14 protein-coding genes are annotated in these 20,197 nt (G+C 41.9%); 5 read left to right on the top strand and 9 right to left on the bottom strand.

The features are described from left to right. Window positions 1-149 precede the first annotated feature (149 nt). Window positions 150-1,886: an AAA family ATPase gene (locus ACY3ZI_RS07130; protein WP_211885152.1), complete on the top strand. Its 1,737-nt coding sequence runs from the start codon at window positions 150-152 to the stop codon at window positions 1,884-1,886. A gap of 96 nt (window positions 1,887-1,982) precedes the next feature. Then, window positions 1,983-2,501 (top strand): bifunctional 3-hydroxydecanoyl-ACP dehydratase/trans-2-decenoyl-ACP isomerase, encoded by a 519-nt coding sequence (fabA, locus tag ACY3ZI_RS07125; protein ID WP_036951692.1) that lies wholly within the window; start codon window positions 1,983-1,985, stop codon window positions 2,499-2,501. Between the two features lie 125 nt (window positions 2,502-2,626). On the opposite strand, the gene rmf is transcribed toward fabA, so the two are convergent. The 6 genes from rmf to rlmKL all read right to left on the bottom strand — a co-directional run bounded on the left by rmf (window position 2,627) and on the right by rlmKL (window position 10,646). Then, window positions 2,627-2,797 carry a ribosome modulation factor gene (gene rmf, locus ACY3ZI_RS07120; protein ID WP_036951696.1) on the bottom strand — a complete coding sequence of 57 codons (171 nt, stop codon included), beginning with the start codon at window positions 2,795-2,797 and terminating at the stop codon, window positions 2,627-2,629. A gap of 311 nt (window positions 2,798-3,108) precedes the next feature. Next, window positions 3,109-3,663 carry a membrane integrity-associated transporter subunit PqiC gene (pqiC, locus tag ACY3ZI_RS07115; protein ID WP_108478892.1) on the bottom strand — a complete coding sequence of 185 codons (555 nt, stop codon included), beginning with the start codon at window positions 3,661-3,663 and terminating at the stop codon, window positions 3,109-3,111. Further along, window positions 3,663-5,312 (bottom strand): intermembrane transport protein PqiB, encoded by a 1,650-nt coding sequence (pqiB, locus tag ACY3ZI_RS07110; RefSeq protein WP_211885151.1) that lies wholly within the window; start codon window positions 5,310-5,312, stop codon window positions 3,663-3,665. The genes pqiC and pqiB overlap by 1 nt, the downstream gene beginning before the upstream one ends. After that, the gene (gene pqiA, locus ACY3ZI_RS07105; RefSeq protein ID WP_132494521.1) at window positions 5,309-6,583 is read right to left on the bottom strand and encodes a membrane integrity-associated transporter subunit PqiA; all 1,275 of its coding nucleotides are present in this window, start codon (window positions 6,581-6,583) and stop codon (window positions 5,309-5,311) included. The genes pqiB and pqiA overlap by 4 nt, the downstream gene beginning before the upstream one ends. A gap of 34 nt (window positions 6,584-6,617) precedes the next feature. Beyond that, entirely contained in the window at window positions 6,618-8,525 is a 1,908-nt protein-coding gene (locus tag ACY3ZI_RS07100) for an ABC transporter ATP-binding protein (RefSeq protein WP_211885150.1), read from the bottom strand. 12 nt (window positions 8,526-8,537) lie between these two features. Then, on the bottom strand, window positions 8,538-10,646 hold the full coding sequence (gene rlmKL / locus ACY3ZI_RS07095; protein ID WP_211885149.1) for a bifunctional 23S rRNA (guanine(2069)-N(7))-methyltransferase RlmK/23S rRNA (guanine(2445)-N(2))-methyltransferase RlmL: 2,109 nt from the start codon (window positions 10,644-10,646) through the stop codon (window positions 8,538-8,540). Between the two features lie 98 nt (window positions 10,647-10,744). Here rlmKL and ACY3ZI_RS07090 point away from each other — a divergent pair, with 98 nt between their 5' ends. After that, window positions 10,745-11,866, top strand: coding sequence for a YcbX family protein (locus ACY3ZI_RS07090; RefSeq protein WP_487376750.1), 1,122 nt, complete (start codon window positions 10,745-10,747; stop codon window positions 11,864-11,866). Window positions 11,867-12,061: 195 nt separating this feature from the next. Here the strand turns inward: ACY3ZI_RS07090 and ACY3ZI_RS07085 are convergent, their stop codons facing one another. The 3 genes from ACY3ZI_RS07085 to pepN form a co-directional block, all read right to left on the bottom strand. Beyond that, window positions 12,062-12,607, bottom strand: coding sequence for a cell division protein ZapC (locus tag ACY3ZI_RS07085; RefSeq protein ID WP_154600317.1), 546 nt, complete (start codon window positions 12,605-12,607; stop codon window positions 12,062-12,064). Window positions 12,608-12,931: 324 nt separating this feature from the next. Beyond that, the gene (pyrD, locus tag ACY3ZI_RS07080) at window positions 12,932-13,942 is read right to left on the bottom strand and encodes a quinone-dependent dihydroorotate dehydrogenase (RefSeq protein WP_036951716.1); all 1,011 of its coding nucleotides are present in this window, start codon (window positions 13,940-13,942) and stop codon (window positions 12,932-12,934) included. A 305-nt stretch (window positions 13,943-14,247) separates the two neighbouring features. Beyond that, entirely contained in the window at window positions 14,248-16,866 is a 2,619-nt protein-coding gene (gene pepN / locus ACY3ZI_RS07075; protein ID WP_487376747.1) for an aminopeptidase N, read from the bottom strand. A 456-nt stretch (window positions 16,867-17,322) separates the two neighbouring features. On the opposite strand from pepN, the gene pncB reads away from it, so the two are divergent. After that, complete coding sequence (pncB, locus tag ACY3ZI_RS07070) at window positions 17,323-18,537, top strand: nicotinate phosphoribosyltransferase (protein ID WP_211885142.1); 1,215 nt, start codon at window positions 17,323-17,325, stop codon at window positions 18,535-18,537. Between the two features lie 234 nt (window positions 18,538-18,771). Next, window positions 18,772-20,172: an asparagine--tRNA ligase gene (gene asnS, locus ACY3ZI_RS07065; protein ID WP_036951723.1), complete on the top strand. Its 1,401-nt coding sequence runs from the start codon at window positions 18,772-18,774 to the stop codon at window positions 20,170-20,172. Window positions 20,173-20,197 lie beyond the last annotated feature (25 nt).

Here is a 20,197-nt window from a genome sequence, read left to right as displayed (position 1 = left end):
TATAACAATCTTAAGCCGAAAATATTTTAAGGTAATAAATTAGCCTGAAATTGTATATAAAACAGACGGCATAGAAATAAACTCAGGCATATGCGCCCTGCTGATTGGCAGGCATTTATTGATAACCATACTAATAGCAGATAATTATAGTGATCAGTCAAGAATTAACATGGCAAGGCCTAACTCCTAACTTATCGTCTTTTCAGACAAAATTTGTCTCTTCAGCGACGTTGACTCCAGCAACATTGGCTGATATTCAACCAAGATTATTCGATGGGATGCAGCATTTCATTCGTGAATATGCTCAAACGCGCTTTATGTTCATCAAGTCTGACGAAAGTGAAGAGTATCTCAAACTATTTACTGACACTATCACCCCGCTATTGGATAAAACCCAAGCTATCAATGGGGACTATCAGTTATCTGAAGATAAACAACGATATCAATGGCAAAACGATGTTACTGGTCGTTTTTCCTCACAAGAAAAAATTGCTTATCGACACTGGATTGAACCGGAACAACTGTTCGGCTATATCACACCAAATCAAAATCTAGTCCCAGGTTTGCTACACCAAATTAACGGTGGAGTCCTCGTTATTTCTGCTACCTCGTTGGTTACTCAGCCATTAATGTGGACTCGGCTAAAAAATATGGTGACTCGCCGTCAATTAGAGTGGCTGCCACATAGTGAAAATCAAACCTTACCGATTGAAATTGAACCACAACCACTTGAACTCAAAGTGATTGTGGTTGGTGATAGACTCATACTAGAAGAGTTCGAATTTGCAGCGCCTGAGCTATTTGATTGTTCAATATATGCAGAATATGAGCCTCTCATGTTTTTCGAAGACGAAGAACAATTAAGCTTATGGATGAATTTTATTAAATTCATTATCAACAGCAACCAGCTACCTGAAATTGCAGCTGACGGCTGGCCTCAGTTTATTTTGCAAGCGACACGTTGTTGCGAAGATAAGTACAATTTACCGCTCGATATTAACTGGCTAACTCGAAGCTTAATCAATGCGGCTCAATACGCTAACGAAGGTCATTTAACGGCTGAATCATTCTCTCAAGCCGAAGAAAATCGTTTATGGCGTCATTCTTTCCTTGTTGAACGCAATCAAGACGACATCCTGCAAGAGCAAGTTTTGATTAAAACTGAAGGAGAAGTTGTTGGGCAAATTAACGGGCTATCTGTCTTACAGTATCCGGGATACCCTGACGCAATTGGTGAACCATCACGGATCACCTGCGTGGCACATCTAGGCGATGGTGAGTTTACCGACGTCGAGCGCAAAGCAGAATTAGGTGGCAATATTCATGCAAAAGGCATGATGATTATGCAGGCCTACTTAAACTACGAATTAAAATTAGAGCAACCTCAGCCTTTCTCTGCCTCCATTGTATTTGAACAATCTTACGGTGAAGTTGACGGTGATAGCGCTTCATTAGCTGAACTGTGTGCCTTAATTAGCGCATTATCATTACAGCCTATCGACCAACAAATTGCCGTCACTGGCGCGGTTGACCAATTTGGCTATGTTCAGCCTATCGGTGGTGTTAACGAAAAGATTGAAGGATTTTTTGATATCTGCGACAAGCGCGAGCTGACAGGTAATCAAGGTGTCATCATCCCAATGTCTAATGTCCGCCACCTATGTTTAAAAGAAGAAGTGATTAAAGCCGTCAAAGAGGAAAAATTCCATATTTGGCCGGTAGAACACGTTGCTCAAGCAATTTCTCTATTAACGAAACAACCTTACTTTGAACAACAAGTAGAAGGTGATAACGTACACTTGTTAGCTTTAATTCAAGAACGCATAAACCAAGCAAATTCACCGGATAAGTCTAGATTACCTTGGTTTTTAAAGTGGATGGGCTAAGTAAAGATTGAGTAAATATTAGCTGATCGGAGTTGTTCAGCGTACAAGTGTAAGCTATTCTGTTGGCCTACACATAATAAAGGCTATCTGAAGATCATGGTTGATAAACGCGAATCCTATACAAAAGAAGATTTAGAGGCTTCTGGAAGAGGCGAATTATTTGGGGAAAATGGTCCTCCATTGCCATCAGGTAATATGTTGATGATGGATCGCATCATCAAAATGACCGAAGATGGTGGTACATTTGATAAAGGCTACGTTGAAGCTGAACTGGATATCAATCCAGATTTATGGTTCTTTGGTTGCCACTTCACGAATGACCCTGTTATGCCAGGTTGCTTAGGTCTTGATGCTATGTGGCAACTGGTTGGTTTTTACCTCGGCTGGTTAGGCGGTGAAGGTAAAGGTCGTGCGTTAGGTGTTGGTGAAGTGAAATTCACTGGACAAGTATTACCGACCGCAAAAAAAGTCACTTACCGTATTAACTTTAAACGCGTGATTAACCGCAAGTTAATTATGGGATTAGCTGATGGTGAAGTGCTGGTAGACGGCAAACTGATTTATGCTGCAACAGACCTGAAAGTCGGCTTATTTAAGGATACAAGCGCGTTCTAATCGTAGCTTGCCTTAAATGCAAACCTCCGCAAATGCGGAGGTTTATAATTTCAGGGGGATGGTATTAAATTATGCGTCTAATTAATTTCCGCAAAATAATTTAATGATCCTCGTTAAATGACCAATTAAACGGCTACTGCCGCTCTGTCCTCCATCGCTTTTCGCCAACCACCTAGCCAATGCGAACGGGCATCTACTGCCTGATAAGGACATAATTCTTTGGAACGTCCGGTTAAGCCTGCTTGATAACCTCTTGATAACGCTCTTTCTAAACGATCTCGCTTCTGTCTTTTCATGCCTTACTTCCCTCATCATTTAAATGGAAAAGAAAACAGCATCTATTTTTTGTTAATAGATACACTATACAAATAGCGCCCGTCCATGAGAAATGCAAGTAAAGAATTTCATATTATTGTCATAATTATGATAAATGTGACCTACATTTCGAGATAATCACAACCTACTGATATTCAAATGAATAAAAATAAATTCATTATTTATCAGTTAATTAAGTTTTTTAATATTCACTTTTTGAATTGTAAAATAACAAAAAAATGCACTACGTTTTACGGTAGTGCATTCATTTCACAACAAAATCATGATCAAATTATGGCTTGCTTATCTCTTGCGCAATATCTGCCGCCACTTTTTGCCAACCACTCGCTAATGTTCTGACTAATTCAGGATAACCATCTTCTTGCTGTTCTAATTGGATATCAAAGTTGCGGCGTACAACTTTGTCGCCACGCATCAATGTCCAAAATCCCTGCACTAACACTTTCCCATCATAACGACCATTAAATGCCGTTAGAGTGATATCTAACGTCTCAGGTGAGTTCTGCAAAGGTTGTAATGAGATAAATCTATCCGGTAGAGCAGAAGATAGCTCACGCACCATTGATTGCCCTAATTGTTGCTCTAACGGGCTTGCCCATAAATGCGCACTCGCATTTGAATAAGCCACATCGGACGTTTGGTAAGTTATCCCATTTGATGTCAGCACATCCGCCAGCGTAATACGCTGTAACCAGATTTGTCCTTTATCCATCACGGCCACAGATTGAACTTCAGGGGCCTTCATCGGTAATTGATAATACATTTTTTCTGGGGTGCTACTACAAGCCGCCAGGAGAAAAACGCCTATCGCTAATAGATATCTCATTATTTTTTCACTCCTTTAGGCACAACGTCCTTGCTTGGTTCTGCTTCAAACACGAGCGCATTGCTCTTATTATTCAGCGTGCGCAGTAGTGGTTGTACTTCACGCAGTACTTGATCTAAACGCTGCATATCATCAACCATCTTATTATAGGCTGGTGAGCCTGGTTGGAAGCCTTGCATCGTTTTGTTTATCTCTTTCAGTGATTTTTGCATGTCAGCAGGTAAACTCTGGAACTCTTTGCTAGACATCAATTTATTCAACTGTGTAAACATCACATTTGCTTCTTGAACCAGTTTTTGACCTTCAGCTAATGTTTGCGTTGTTTGTTTCAACATAGGCTCAATTGGCATATTGTTGATTTTATCCAGTACAGCAATCACTTTCTGTTGGATCTGCGCTAAACCACCACTATGTGTTGGAATAATTTTATAGCCAGCAATAACATAAGGGCCTTTGTACTCTGGCACATCTGGAATAAAGTCGAGGTCGATATACAGTGCACCCGTTAATAAATTACCGGACTTTAACGAGGCTCTTAAGCCATTTTTCATCGCCAGATTCAGTTCATTTTTCAGGTTAAAGTCTTTACCAACATCCTTAGAAAAACGCTCTGGTTCGATATGAATAAGAACAGGAATACGGAAGTTATTATCCAGTGATTGATCCAGACCCGCTGTATAGAATGGCACTTGTGCCACTGTACCTAAGCGAATACCGCGGAATTCTACTGGCGCACCCGGCTGTAAACCGCGCACAGAATCAGAGAAGAACAGCACAAAATCTTGGTATGTGGTGTATAACGAATCCTGAATACTTGATTGGGTATCAAACAGTTCGAACTGTGCATTCTCTTTAACTGTTTCTCCTGGTACCCACCCTTCAGGCACATCAAAACTCACGCCACCAGTTAATAATGTCGCCACCGACCCCATAGAAACATGCACACCTTGGGAAGACATATCAAAGGCAATACCGCTATCTTTCCAGAAACGCACGTTGCTACTAATTAACTTGTCATATGGTGCATTGATAAACAGCTGATAACGCATATCGCGTTTATCCATATCAAAATTACTGGTTTCAACAGATCCGACACGATAACCACGGAATAACACAGGGTCGCCAGCATTTAACTGCCCTGCTTTGTCACTGGTTAAAATAATCCGTTTACCTTTAGCATCAGGAGACGCCAAAGGCGGCGTATCTAATAACGTAAACTCAAAATGTTCTTTTGCCGCTAACCCCGGCTGCAATTCAATATAAGCCCCTGATAACAGAGTACCTAGCCCTGTTACCCCATCACGACCTATCGTAGGTTTCACTATCCAAAAGGCAGAATCAGAGCGTAGCAAACCTTCCATTTCAGGATTCAAGCGGGCTTTAATAATCACGCGGCTAAAATTAGCATCGAGGGTGACGCTTTCAACCACCCCAATATCCACGCTACGGCTTTTAATTTTGGTTTTACCTGCTTCAACCCCTTCCGCACTGTAAGTGATTAACGTCACTTCTGGGCCTTGATGGCTGAAATGGTAAAACATGATCCAAGCACCGATGAGTAGAGTCACAATCGGGATCACCCAAACCGGTGACCAGCTCTTTAACTTACTCACTTTAGCATTGACCTGTGGTGTTTCTTGATCTGTCACCCTGCGGCTCCTTCTTGTTCAACAGTCTTAACTGCATCTCTCTTTTCACAACGATCCCATGTTAAGCGAGGATCAAATGTCATTGCGGCAAACATCGTTAAAATCACCACTACACCGAAGAAAATAACCCCCAGTGCCGGTACGATATTCATTAACTGCCCCATTTGAACCAATGCAGTCAAAATGGTAATCACAAACACATCGATCATTGACCAGCGACCAACATACTCCACCAACTCATAAATAAAATGCATTCGATGAGGATCACGGTTACCAAACCCTTTAGAGTCGAGGCATAGCCACGCTATACCAATCATTTTCAAGGAAGGCACCATAATACTGGCAATAAAAATAATCATGGCGACGGGGAATGAACCATCTTCCCAAAGAAGGATCACACCATCCATGATAGTAGAAGGCAGCCCACTACCTAAGGCGTTTGTTGTCATCACCGGCAGAACGTTTGCGGGAATATAAAGCAAAATAGAAGTTAACAATAATGCCAAAGTCCACTGCAAACTTTGCTTTTTACGTACGCTACCATGAGCATGGCAACGCGGACATTCATGTTGGTCTGCTGGCAAAATTGCCGTACAAACTAAACATAAACGCACATCTTGACTAATTCCTGTTTTCCCAACAATCAGCGGCTTATTGAGTTTGGGCGCCTCTTCAATTCGGTTCCATAACCAATGTCGATCTAGGCACTGGAACGCTCGCACTTGCATCATACAAAATGCGCAATAAGGGAGAAAACTCATCCCAATGCCAATATCACCATAAGCAATTAACTTAACAAAACTAACTAATACCCCCGCCAAAAAAATCTCCGCCATACACCATGATTTCATCTGAAAGAGAATTCGGGTTATAAGCACTTTGATCGATTTGGGAAGGTGAACCTGCAGCCCTAACAAGATGATAGTCACCATGCAAAATGCAGGAATAATCAAAGAAAATAGGAGAAAAAACAGCGCTAAGCCGCTGTAACGCGTCCCCATAATAATCTCGATGATTTGAAACATGGAGATTTCATTCTCAATGCCAGCTGCACTCATTTTTACAAATGGGAAAAGACAGGCAATTACCAGCATAATCAATGCACTAAATGCATATGCTGCGGGTTGCCTGTAAGGATAACGCCACTTGGATATGAGTGTTGTTTCACAACGCGGACATGTGGCTTTATTTCCTTGTTCCAATTCAGGAACAGCAACCATCATGTCGCACTGTGGACAGAGCACATGTTCATGGGGCTCATGAGAACACAAGGTGTTTTCTCTCCTTTTGATTCAAGCCGTCATATCAACCGTTTTTCAACAGCTCTAGCTCCTGCCAACGATCAAACGCCTGTTCTAACTCTTGTTCTTTAGCGGCAAGTTCAGTTAACGCTTGCTCAGTCACATCATGTGGCTGATTAAAGAAATCTGCATCGCCAATTTGTGCTTGAAGAGTTTCAATTTCCCCTTCAAGTTGCTCTAATTTCGCCGGTAATTGCTCTAATTCACGCAATAAATTATAGCTAAGCTTATTTGCACGTTTAGGAGCTTCTTTTGGCTTAGATTCTTTTTCTGGCGCAGCTACTTTACTGGTTTGCTCTGATTTCAGACGTACGGTTTGTGCTCTTTGTTGTTGAGCATCATTATAGCCCCCCACAAAGCGGTTAATTTCGCCGTTACCTTCGAAAATCCAGCACTCTGTTACGCTGTTATCCACGAATTCTCTATCATGGCTAACTAATAAAACGGTACCTTGATACCCATCCACCAGCTCTTCCAGTAACTCTAATGTTTCAACATCAAGGTCGTTGGTTGGTTCATCGAGGATCAGCAAATTACTTGGTTTTAAGAATAAACGCGCTAATAATAAGCGGTTACGCTCACCACCGGATAACGCTCTTACAGGCGTCATCGCGCGTTTTGGCGGGAACATAAAGTCTTGCAGGTAACCCAATACATGACGAGGTTTACCATTAACCATGACCTCTTGCTTACCTTCCGCAAGGTTATCCATAACAGTTTTATCTGGGTCCAGTGCTGCGCGGTGCTGGTCGAAATACGCAACTTCAAGTTTAGTCCCACAGTGAACGCGTCCACTATCTGCTTGTAAATCGCCGAGCATTAAACGTAACAGTGTGGTTTTACCACAACCGTTAGGTCCTACCAATGCAATTTTATCGCCACGCATCACTTGCGCAGAGAAATCTTTCACTAAAACTTTATTATCAACTTGATAATTAACGTTTTCTAACTCAAATACAATTTTACCGGAACGCGCTGCTTCACCCACTTGCATACGCGCAGTGCCCATCACTTCGCGACGTTCCGAGCGTTCTACTCGCAATGCTTTCAGCGCGCGAACACGGCCTTCATTACGGGTACGACGCGCTTTGATCCCTTGACGGATCCAGGCTTCTTCCTGTGCTAATTTGCGATCAAACTCCGCATTTTGCATCTCTTCAACACGCAGCGCTTCTTCTTTATTGATCAGATAATCATCATAGTTACCCGGCCAAGAAGCGAGCTGACCACGGTCTAAATCGATAATACGGGTTGCCATATTACGAATGAAAGAACGGTCATGGGAAATAAAGACGATGCTACCTTGGAAATCTTTCAAAAAGGTTTCTAACCATAAAATGGTTTCAATATCTAAGTGGTTAGTCGGCTCATCTAAGAAAAGCACGCGAGGATTGCTGACCAAGGCACGTCCTAATGCCGCTTTACGCAACCAACCACCAGATAATGAAGATAACTCCGCATCCGCCGGTAAACCCAGTTTTTTGAGCACATCATTAATACGCGAGTCTAATAACCAGAGATTTAAGTTATCCAGAACTTCTTGAAGGTCTGCCAGCTTATTTAAGTTTTTCTCGCTTGGATCAGATTCCACCAGCTTAGCAACATGGTGATAATCTTTTAAATATTGTGCTTGTTCAGCAACACCTTCGGCCACAAAGTCAAAAATAGTGCCTTCCACGTTACGCGGTGGATCCTGCTGTAAGCGAGCAACAATTAAATCTTGTTCATAAGTTAATGAACCATCATCCAGTGGCTGCTCTTTCGTCAAGACACGCATCAGGGTCGATTTTCCTGCCCCGTTGCGACCCACTAAACAAACACGTTCATTATCTTCAATATGAATTTCAGTATTGTCTAACAGAGGCGCATCACTAAACGCGAGGTATGCACCCGATAAATTAATCAAAGCCATTAATTCTGTTCCTTACTCTGCGTGGCTAATTAACCAGCAGTTGTGAATTTGACGGTTACGTGCGAAGTCTTCTGACAGTGTCTTAGCGGTGATTTCTTGTGCTTTTAGGCCAAGTTCAGTCAGTGCTTCGAGATCCATTTTAAATCCGCGCTTGTTGTTGGAGAACATCACGGTACCACCGCGACGCAACATACGTTTCAAATGGGTGATTAATTGCACATGGTCACGTTGAACGTCAAAGGTTCCATCCATACGTTTCGAGTTTGAGAACGTCGGTGGATCGATGAAAATCAAGTCAAATTGCTCATCAGTATTGGCTAACCAATTCAAACAATCCGCTTGCATTAAACGGTGCTGGCGACCTGTAAGCTGGTTGGCTTGCAAGTTTTTCTCTGCCCACTCTAAATAGGTACGAGACATATCCACAGAGGTTGTGCTCTTCGCACCACCTAGCCCCGCATGAACGGTGGCAGTACCGGTGTAGCAAAAGAGGTTTAAGAAGTCCTTACCACGGCTCATTTCACCTAACATACGACGAGCAATACGGTGGTCGAGGAATAACCCAGTATCCAGATAGTCAGTTAAGTTAACTAACAATTTAGCGTTATATTCATTCACTAAAAAGAAATCATCTTTCTGCGCTAATTTTTCGTACTGTTGTTTACCTTTTTGGCGCTGACGCGTTTTCAATACTAATTGATTCGAGGTTAACTCAAGGACATTCATTGTCGCGGTGATCACATCGAACAGGCGCTGACGCGCTTTACGCTCATCAACGGTTTTTGGCGGTGCGTATTCTTGAATAACGACTTTGTCGCCATAAATATCCACAGCCACATTGTATTCAGGTAAATCCGCATCATATAGACGGTAGCAATCAACACCTTGCTGCTTCGCCCATTTCACCAGTTTTTTCTGGTTTTTACGTAAACGGTTAGCAAAATCTGGTGAAATTTCCGCAATAGTTTCTGATGGCGTTTCCGCTAATTGATAGTTTTTCTGTACACAATCCAGTGGACCATTTTTCGCTTTAAATTCACGTTCAGAACGTAATTGTAAGCAACTTAATAATTCAGGAGATGCGCTGAAAATCGATAAACGCCAGCCTGGGAAACGCGCTTTCACAATACGACCAAATTGGCTATGTAATGCGATTAATGCTGGTTCACTTTCCAGACGCTCACCGTATGGTGGGTTACTGATAATGGTTCCCTTGATATCCGTTTTAACTGGGTTTTCCAGCGCCGCAGCATCACCATGATTGAAAGTGATTAAATCTTGCAATCCTGCACGACGAGCATTAGCACGCGCCATATCCAGCACACGCTTATCAATATCAAAACCATAGAAACGGGAAGTGGTATCTTTCAAGCCTTGGCGGAAACGTACCTGAGCTTCCGTGACAACTTCACGCCATAATTCAGGGTTATGTTTCAACCATGCATTGAATCCCCAATGCTGGCGATATAATCCCGGCGCTCTATCTGCGGCAATCATTGCCGCTTCAATTAATAGTGTTCCAGAACCACACATTGGGTCGACCATTGGAGTATTTTTCTGCCAACCTGAACGACTAATAATTGCTGCGGCTAACGTCTCTTTTAATGGTGCTTGTCCGGCAAGGTCACGATAACCACGAATGTGCAGTGAATCTCCGCTCAAGTCGAGTGCCACACTTGCGCGTTCTTTATTTAAGTAGACGTTAATACGAATATCGGCTTCTTGGCGAGCAACATTCGGGCGCTGGTCTAATTTACGCACAAAGCTGTCGACGATGGCATCTTTCACTTTCAATGCCCCGTATTGGCTATTGCGGATCTCTTCGTTGGTTCCAGTGAAATGCACCACAAATGTGTCATTCACATCGAAGATTTCAGACCAATCAATCGCTTGAACACCCAGATATAAATCAAGATCGCTATAGACATCAAAATCATTCAACGGTAATAAAATACGGGATGCCAGTCGACTCCACAGCAGACTTTGATACATCACACGGTCATCAGCCTGAAAATAGACGCCCCCTTGTGCCACTTTGCACTGGCTAGCGCCTAGCGCTTCCAATTCAGTTTTCAGTAGTTCTTCCAGGCCTCGAGCTGTGCTGGCAAACAGAAAATTCATAGTATTTATTACCGATTTCGATGAAAAATTGTTGCGCATTATAGCTAATCTCATGCACTTGTCATAAAGTTGCTGCACAACAATTATAGGATTAAAAAATGATTACGCTTTCGCGCCTGTATACACACCCAGTCAAGTCAATGAGGGGCATTCGTCTATCTCATGGTTACGCTGATATCAGCGGATTGACGTTTGATCGTAACTTTATGGTCACCACATTAGAAGGTAAGTTTATCACTGCGCGCAAATATCCGCAGATGTTATTATTTACCCCGGCTATGCTCAATAATGGGCTTTATCTAAAAGCACCTAATGGTGAAAGCGCCACCGTATTGTATCAGGACTTTAATGAGAAGCAGAGTCCTACAGAAGTTTGGGGCAATCATTTTCATGCACTTATTGCACCTGATGAGATAAATAGTTGGTTAAGCAGCTTTTTTGACGAGCCAGTCCAACTAAGATGGTTAAGTCCTGAACTATCTCGTCGAGTCAAAAAGCACCAAGACGTTCCCTTATCTTTCGCCGATGGCTACCCATTTTTACTTATCAATGAAGCCTCAGTACAAGAGCTACAACGCCGCTGTCCTGCCAGCGTAAAACTCGAACAATTTCGCGGTAACTTAATTATTACCGGCGCTAAGCCGTTCGAAGAAGATAGTTGGAAACGCATTCAAATTGGTGATGTAATCTTCACCTTAGATAAACCTTGTAGCCGCTGTATTTTGACCACCGTCAGCCCAGAAAAAGGGATCAAACACCCCCATGCAGAGCCTCTTGCTACACTGCAAACCTTCCGGATGGATGACTCCGGTGATGTGGATTTTGGACAAAATGCATTAATCGAAAATACGGGGATCATCCGCGTTGGAGATACCCTCACTGTATTGGAAACTAAGCAGCCAAAACAGTATCCATTACGCGATAGAGAAGCGCCTATTGCTCAGGCTACAAAGCCAACTCCAACCACCGTAAACCTAGTTTTTGAAGAGATAGAATATAGTGGAAATACTGAGCATGTGATCCTTGAACAGCTTGAATCTCACGGACTTTCAATCCCTTATTCATGCCGCGCGGGAATTTGTGGACGTTGCCGAATTTCACTGCTTGAAGGGGAAGTTACCCCACTAAAACAAAGCGCTATCAAAGATAATGGAGATATTTTAGCTTGTAGCTGTATTCCAAAAACTGCCATCAAGCTTGCTTTTAATCAAGCTGATTAAATAAAAATAAAGCCTCAACTAAGAAAATAATCTTTTAGTTGAGGCTCTTAATTACAGATAAATTTTTCCCATATTCTTCAGCTACATTTATCGTAAAAATTTTATCATGCCTATTTTTCATTTTATTTATTTTACATGGAAAACTTTATTCCGCACATAAGTAATCGAAATACGAATATGATCATCAGTGATCAATTACATAGCATTTCCATATAATAGACGCTTGGTTCTCGATTGATAATGCATCATTCGATCGTTCATGATCTTAATTGGATCACAGAATCGTAAAGTACGATCCGGTAATTCTAATGATGGCTCAGCTAATAAACATAAGCTTGCTGAGTGACCCGCTTCTGCAATAATAAATGTTGAATAAACATTGGTATTTTCTAAGCACACTTGAATTAACTGACCACGTTCTGGCGTACTCATAAAATGGAAACTGGAAAAATACCAACTTTTTGGCATTTGGGGCTTTAAAAAGCGGTAAGCAACTAGGCTATTTAAGACTAATTCCGCTCTCTCTTCATAACTAATATTTAATCTCTTGGCTTGCTCATCAAATAAATAAAACTCTGCCGCATCTTCAATACTAAAAGGCATTTCATTTTGTGCAGAAACAGTCAACATTTTAGCTGGAAAACAAGACCGAAATATCATGCCGTTGGCGAGATCTAACATCACTCTGTCATGGTCACGATCAAAATACCAACGCCAATGATCATCAGGTTTAATATTCATAAACGATCCTTTAGCGATGTTATAAGCAAATAAGCTTTGTTTGGATCCTTTATTAAGATCCCTTTAAACATATCTCTGTTATATCCTAAAGCTTAAAAGAAAAAGATACACGACAGACTGATCAATATTAAGCAAACGTCAATATCGGCTTTTTTAAAAACGAATTAATCAGATGAGCGAAAACTATATGTAGCAAAGCTATAACTATATGCCGCACAACTACACGTATAACTTGTCATTTAATGGATATAATTTATGTTCAATCTTAATATAGGATAAAAGGGGGAATAAATAAACCCCCCTTGTATAATTAATCACCATTTTTTAGATGTGATTAACAATATCCTTTATTAATTTTGGTCCGTGGTAAATAAAACCAGAATAAATTTGGATTAATGATGCCCCTGCTTCCATTTTTTCTCTGGCTGCAGTTAATGAATCAATACCACCAACACCAATAATTGGTAACCTTCCATTTAATTCACGGGAAATAAGTTTAATGACCTGGGTACTCTTTAATTGCACCGGACGACCACTTAAACCACCCGCTTCATTACAGTAATTTAAACCTTGAACTAAAGAACGATCCAATGTGGTGTTCGTCGCAATAACGCCATCAATATTATGTCTCACTAAACTGTCAGCCACTTGCACAATTTCTTCTTCAGTTAAATCCGGTGCAATTTTGACCGCAACAGGAACATATTTCTGATGGAGTGATTGCAATGCTAATTGCTTCTCTTTAATGCCACTTAATAAATCATCCAGCGCTTCCCCATATTGTAATGTGCGTAATCCAGGGGTATTTGGTGATGAAATATTAATCGCGATATACCCTGCGTGGGCATACACTTTATCCATACAAATTAAATAATCGTCTTTACCATGCTCAACGGGCGTATCTTTATTCTTACCAATATTAATCCCGATAATCCCGCCGTAGGTTGATTTTTTAACGTTCTCAACAAGGTTATCAACCCCTTTATTGTTGAAACCCATGCGGTTAATAATCCCTTCCGCTTCAACAACTCTGAATAATCTTGGTTTGTCATTTCCATCTTGAGGACGTGGTGTAACGGTTCCAATTTCTACAAAACCAAATCCCATAGCACCAAACGCATCAATGCACTCGCCATTTTTGTCGAGTCCTGCGGCTAGACCTAATGGATTTTTAAAGGAGAGTCCCATACAGGTAACGGGTTTGGTTGCAATGGATTGACGAAGGAGGAATTGGAGAGGAGAGTGGTTTAAACGCTGAAGCTGACGAAACGTTAATTCATGGGCCTTTTCAGGGTCGAGCTGAAACAGTGCCTTTCGGGCAAGGTGATATAACATAGCTATTAACCTACTTTCTGTCTAAGTACGATTGAATATGCATTTCTCTACACGACACACTCAAACTCAGCGCGTGCAAAAATACCCCCAAACCTGTTTTACCAAATAGGGTTTGTGAGTATACAAGTGAGATTGGCTTGATAAAACGGCACATATGCTACCCCAACTGTGGGGTAATAATCCATGAAAATATCACTAAAAGTGCTAATTGTTTTGATCTTCTACCATAAAAAAGCCCTTAGACTCGAAAATCTAAGGGCTTACATGCATTTATTCTAAGAATTAACTGCCTACTATCCTAAGAATTAACTTTCTAGCGCTTTAGTTATCTTCTCAAACAGATCTCCAGAAAGATTTTCTAACCCTTTCAGTTTTTCCAGAACCTCACGCATTAAACCTTGGCGCTTCGCATCATAACGTTTAAAGCGGATTAATGGCTCAATTAATCGCGATGCCACTTGCGGGTTACGGGTATTCAGATCCACTAAGATCTCATACAGGAATTGATAACCACTGCTATCTTCCGCGTGGAAGTTAACTGGGTTACCCGCCGTAAATGAACCCACTAATGCACGGACACGGTTCGGGTTAGTCATGCTAAATGAGCGATGATTTAATAGTTCACGTACTTTTGCCAGAGTGTTTTTAGCTGGATTGGTGCCTTGCAGCGTAAACCATTTATCCATCACCAAGCCATCATGATGCCAACGATCGTCAAAATCTGACATCAGCTCAGCATGACATGGCAAGCCCGCTTCGTTTGCAGCGGTTAATGCCGCGAGTGAATCGGTCATATTATCCGCACTGCGATATTGAGCTTCCACCAGCTTATTCGCTAACTCACGATCGTCCGCTGCCGCCAAATATTGCAAGCATGTATTACGCAGTGAACGCAGTGCAATATCGCCGTGATCAACGCGATATCCATCAATATTAATCGAACGATAAACAGTTAAGAATTCATCGTGCATTTCATTCGCTAGAGTTGAGTGGATAAACTCAATTGCGTTATGGATTGCCACAGGATCAATAACACTAAACAACTCCGCAATTTCATTTTCTGAAGGCAGAGTCAAAATTAAAGCCGCTAATGCAGGGTCAATATTATCACTGAGCAATACAGCGCGGAATGCATCCACAACATGCTCAGGCAGAACTAGCGCTTCCCCTTTATGCAGTTTTTCTACGTTAATTTTGGCGTAGTTATTAATCAGTTGCTGCGCCGCATCCCAGCGAGAAAATTCATTGCTCGCATGCTGCATTAAAAATGCCAGTTGTGCATCCGTATATGGATAATCCAATTTTACTGGCGCAGAAAACTCACGTAATAAAGAAGGCACCGGGCGAGAAGTCACATGGTCAAATACAAAACTTTGTGACGCTTGAGTGACATTTAAGACTGAGTTAACCAAGCTTCCATCACGCTTAAGTGGGATCACTGCACCATCTTCACCGTACAATTCGATATCCAATGGAATATGCAAAGGCTGTTTTTCTGCTTGGTCGGCAGTTGGTGGCGTCATTTGGCTAACATGCAGCGTATATTGTTGCTTTTCTGGCGAATATTCATCACGAACGGTCAACACTGGCGTTCCTGATTGACTATACCAGCGACGGAACAGAGACAAATCCACGTTCGATGCATCTTCCATCGCCTGCACGAAATCATCACAGGTTGCAGCGCTACCATCATGGCGATGAACATACAGCTGGATCCCTGCTTGGAACATCTCTTCTCCAAGCAAAGTGTGGATCATGCGGATGACTTCAGACCCTTTTTCATACACTGTCAGTGTATAAAAGTTGTTCATCTCGATCACTTTTTCAGGGCGGATCGGGTGAGCCATTGGACTTGCATCTTCCGCAAACTGCGCCGCCCGCATGACTTTGACATTATTAATACGGTTAACTGAACGTGAACCTAAATCAGAGCTAAATTCTTGATCTCGGAATACGGTCAACCCTTCTTTTAAACTTAATTGGAACCAGTCACGACAAGTAATACGGTTGCCTGTCCAGTTATGGAAATATTCGTGACCAATCACAGATTCAATATTCAGATAATCTTTATCTGTGGCAGTTTCGCTTTTCGCTAAAACGTACTTCGAGTTAAATACATTCAGACCTTTATTTTCCATTGCGCCCATATTGAAGAAATCAACGGCAACAATCATATAAATATCAAGGTCATATTCTAAACCGAAACGCTCTTCGTCCCATTTCATTGCATTTTGCAGGGATTTCATGGCCCATGGCGCACGGTCTAAGTTGCCTTTATCAACAAATAACTCTAATGCGACTTTGCGACCAGTACGAGTCACAAACTCATCGCGTAACACATCAAAGTCCCCTGCGACCAATGCAAATAAGTAACTTGGTTTCGGGAATGGGTCTTCCCATTTTACCCAATGGCGACCATCGTCCAATTCACCTTCCGCGATGCGGTTACCGTTAGAAAGTAAATAAGGATAGCGAGATTTGTCTGCTGTAATTTTGGTGGTGTAACGCGCTAAAACATCGGGGCGATCTTGGTAATAAGTAATGTGGCGGAAACCTTCTGCCTCGCACTGAGTACACAAAGCTTCACCAGAAACATATAAACCTTCTAACGCACTGTTTTTCTCAGGGCTAATCTCATTAACAATACTCAGTGTAAACGCCTCTGGTAGCGATTCAATGATAAGCTTGCCTGATTCTTCTTTATAGTTTGTCCACGCTTTACCATCGACTTTAAGGCTAATAAGAGTTAAATCTTCACCAAATAATTCTAAGGTGGAAGATTGCGGATTAAGGCGTTTCACCTTACTGATAGCGGTCACTTTGGTTTTGGCGGGATCAAGGTCAAAATCAAGGGATATTTCTGTAATTGTATAATCAGGTGCTTGATAATCTTGACGATATTTCGCTTGTCTTAACTGAGTCATAGGTAACCTTTTTATTCGTTATATCCGTGTCATAGTCTCTTTCTACTGTATACAATACTATAAGATGAACTAATGTGAATGGACTTGAGAAACATTTTCATCACAAATTGCGATATTTTTCTATTATTTCCCATCAAATTTATGAGAGTAGTATCCAACTTTGTGGGCATGCGGTTTGCCTGTTGGTGCTATAGATCTATTAAATCTAAATTTACATGTTAGTATCATTCAGTGATTATTGTTCTGAGTATGTTATCGAACAGTAAATGAAGATTCGTTTAGAATAATGACCACGTTGAACGCGTTTAACTCAACAGTTAATTGGGTGGATTAAAGTTGAATTATCTTCCAACAACATACAGATAGAATAAAACTTCTATCTTTTGTTAAAGCGGGTATACTTTTTCAACTTTAACGATTTAGCAATTAGTCAGCTCCGCGAGGAACTCTGCGCGCATGAATTTAGACGTAACACCGATTATTACATCACTGCTGGATACCGATGCTTATAAGCTTCATATGCAGCAAGCCGTTTTTCACCGCTACAACCAAGTTCCCGTTGTCGCTGAATTTCGTTGCCGTAGCAGTGATATTTTAGGTGCCTATGCCAATGAGATTGAACAACAGATTCAATTGATGGCACAGCTTTCTCTTTCGGATGATGAATATCAGTACCTGCGTACTCTGCCCTTTTTCACCGAAGACTACCTCTCATGGCTAAAAACATTCCGCTTTAATCCTGAGCAAGTTGTCGTCAGTGTTGCTGATAATGGTCAACTGGCAATGCGAATCAGTGGTCCGTGGCGCGAAGTGATTATGTGGGAAGTGCCACTATTAGCGTTAGTGAGTGAAATTGTTCAACGTGACAGACACCCTACCATTACCGCTGATGATGCTGTTAACCAACTGCACAAATTATTGGGACTATTTTATCAAGAAGCCAGCGAACGCCAATTGAATCTATCGGGTTTTAAGTTGATGGATTTCGGTACTCGTCGCCGTTTTTCCTATAAAGTGCAAGCGGCTATCGTGGGTATGCTCAAGCAAGAATTCCCTTATTTAGTGGGTACCAGTAACTACAAATTGGCTCGTGAATTGGGCTTAATGCCTGTAGGCACTCAAGCGCATGAATGGTTCCAAGCTCATCAACAGATAAGCCCTGAACTCGCCAATAGCCAACGTGAAGCCCTACAAAGCTGGCTAGATGAGTACCCAAATCATCTAGGTATCGCCCTCACCGACTGTATTACGATGGATGCTTTCTTGCGTGATTTTGACCGCGAATTTGCTAATCGTTACCAAGGATTACGTCACGATTCTGGGGATCCTATTGAATGGGGTGAAAAAGCCATCGCCCATTATCAAAAATTGGGCATTGACCCACTGAGTAAAACGCTGGTGTTCTCCGATAATTTAGACCTGCAAAAAGCCTTGGAGCTATACCACTATTTCCACAAACGGATCAATTTAGTGTTTGGCATTGGCACAAGACTTACATGCAACATTCCGAACGTGGTTCCGATGAATATCGTGATCAAGCTGGTGGAATGTAATGGCAAGCCCGTTGCTAAATTATCCGATAGCCCCGGAAAAACCATCTGTGAAGATGATGAATTTGTGAATCAGCTACGCAAAGCCTTTGACCTTCCTAAAATGGAAAAAGCCTGCTAAAAACAAATTAATAACCCGATAGCGATTTTTTACTTGTTTCCTGCCAAATGGCAAGTAACATAGCAGATTACCCCTGAAATATGGGATTTCGGAAAAGATGTCGGGTTATCGCTTTTTCTTATCGTGAGTTTTCTTCTTATATAGTGTTTCTTTGTAAACCCTTAAGCAGTCAACCCCAATAACGCATACTCGTCATCTCATATCGTTAATATTATTTAAAAGAGAGTAATTTTTATGATCGTTGCGCCTGTAGTCGATGTACTGCAAGGCCGTGTGGCGGTGGGCTCTGAAGTCACCGTTCAAGGCTGGGTACGTACAAGGAGAGATTCAAAAGCTGGTTTTTCTTTCCTCGCCGTTTATGACGGTTCATGCTTTAACCCATTACAGGCTATCATCAATAATAATTTATCTAATTATAATGACGAAGTCCTGCATTTAACCACAGGCTGCTCTGTGGAAGTCACCGGTGTCGTGACAGAATCTCAAGGTCAAGGCCAATCTTTTGAATTGCAAGCAACGTCCGTGAAAGTCGTTGGTTGGGTTGAAGATCCTGACACTTACCCAATGGCAGCCAAACGCCACAGCGTCGAGTTTTTACGTGAAGCCGCTCACTTGCGCCCACGCACTAACTTAATCGGTGCTGTTGCACGTGTTCGCCACACATTAGCGCAAGCTCTGCATCGTTTCTTTGATGAACAGGGTTTCTTCTGGGTCTCTACCCCACTTATCACAGCTTCAGATACTGAAGGCGCAGGTGAAATGTTCCGTGTTTCTACACTGGACTACAACAACTTGCCACGTAATGACAAAGGCGAAGTGGATTTCAGCGAAGATTTCTTCGGTCGCGAAGCCTTCTTAACCGTTTCTGGTCAGCTGAACGGCGAAGCTTATGCGACTGCATTAAGCAAAATCTACACCTTTGGTCCAACTTTCCGTGCTGAAAACTCCAACACCAGCCGCCACTTGGCTGAATTCTGGATGTTAGAGCCTGAAGTGGCATTTGCTAACTTAGATGACATCGCGGGTCTGGCTGAAAAAATGCTGAAATATGCATTTAAAGCGGCATTAACAGAGCGTCGTGATGACCTTGAATTCTTTGCTGAGCGTGTTGATAAAGACGTGATTAACCGTCTGGAACGTTTCGTGAATTCTGATTTTGCACAAGTCGACTATACCGATGCGATCAAAATTCTCGAAACTTGTGGTCAGAAATTCGAAAACCCAGTTTACTGGGGTGTCGATATGTCTTCTGAACATGAACGTTACTTAGCAGAGCAGCACTTTAAAGCGCCTGTGGTGGTTAAAAACTACCCGAAAGATATTAAAGCTTTCTATATGCGCCTTAACGAAGACGGTAAAACCGTTGCTGCGATGGACGTCTTAGCCCCTGGTATTGGCGAAATCATCGGTGGTTCTCAGCGTGAAGAACGTTTAGATAGACTGGATGCACGTTTAGAAGAAATGGGCATGAATAAAGAAGATTACTGGTGGTATCGTGATCTACGCCGTTACGGTACCGTGCCTCATTCTGGTTTCGGTCTTGGTTTTGAGCGTTTAATTGCTTACGTCACTGGCGTCAGCAACGTACGTGAAGTGATCCCATTCCCACGTACCCCAAGAAACGCGGCATTCTAATGACTATTGCCCGTTATACGGCTTA

This window comes from Providencia sp. LY12 (assembly GCF_057621555.1).
This window is presented reverse-complemented; position numbering and strand designations above follow the sequence as displayed.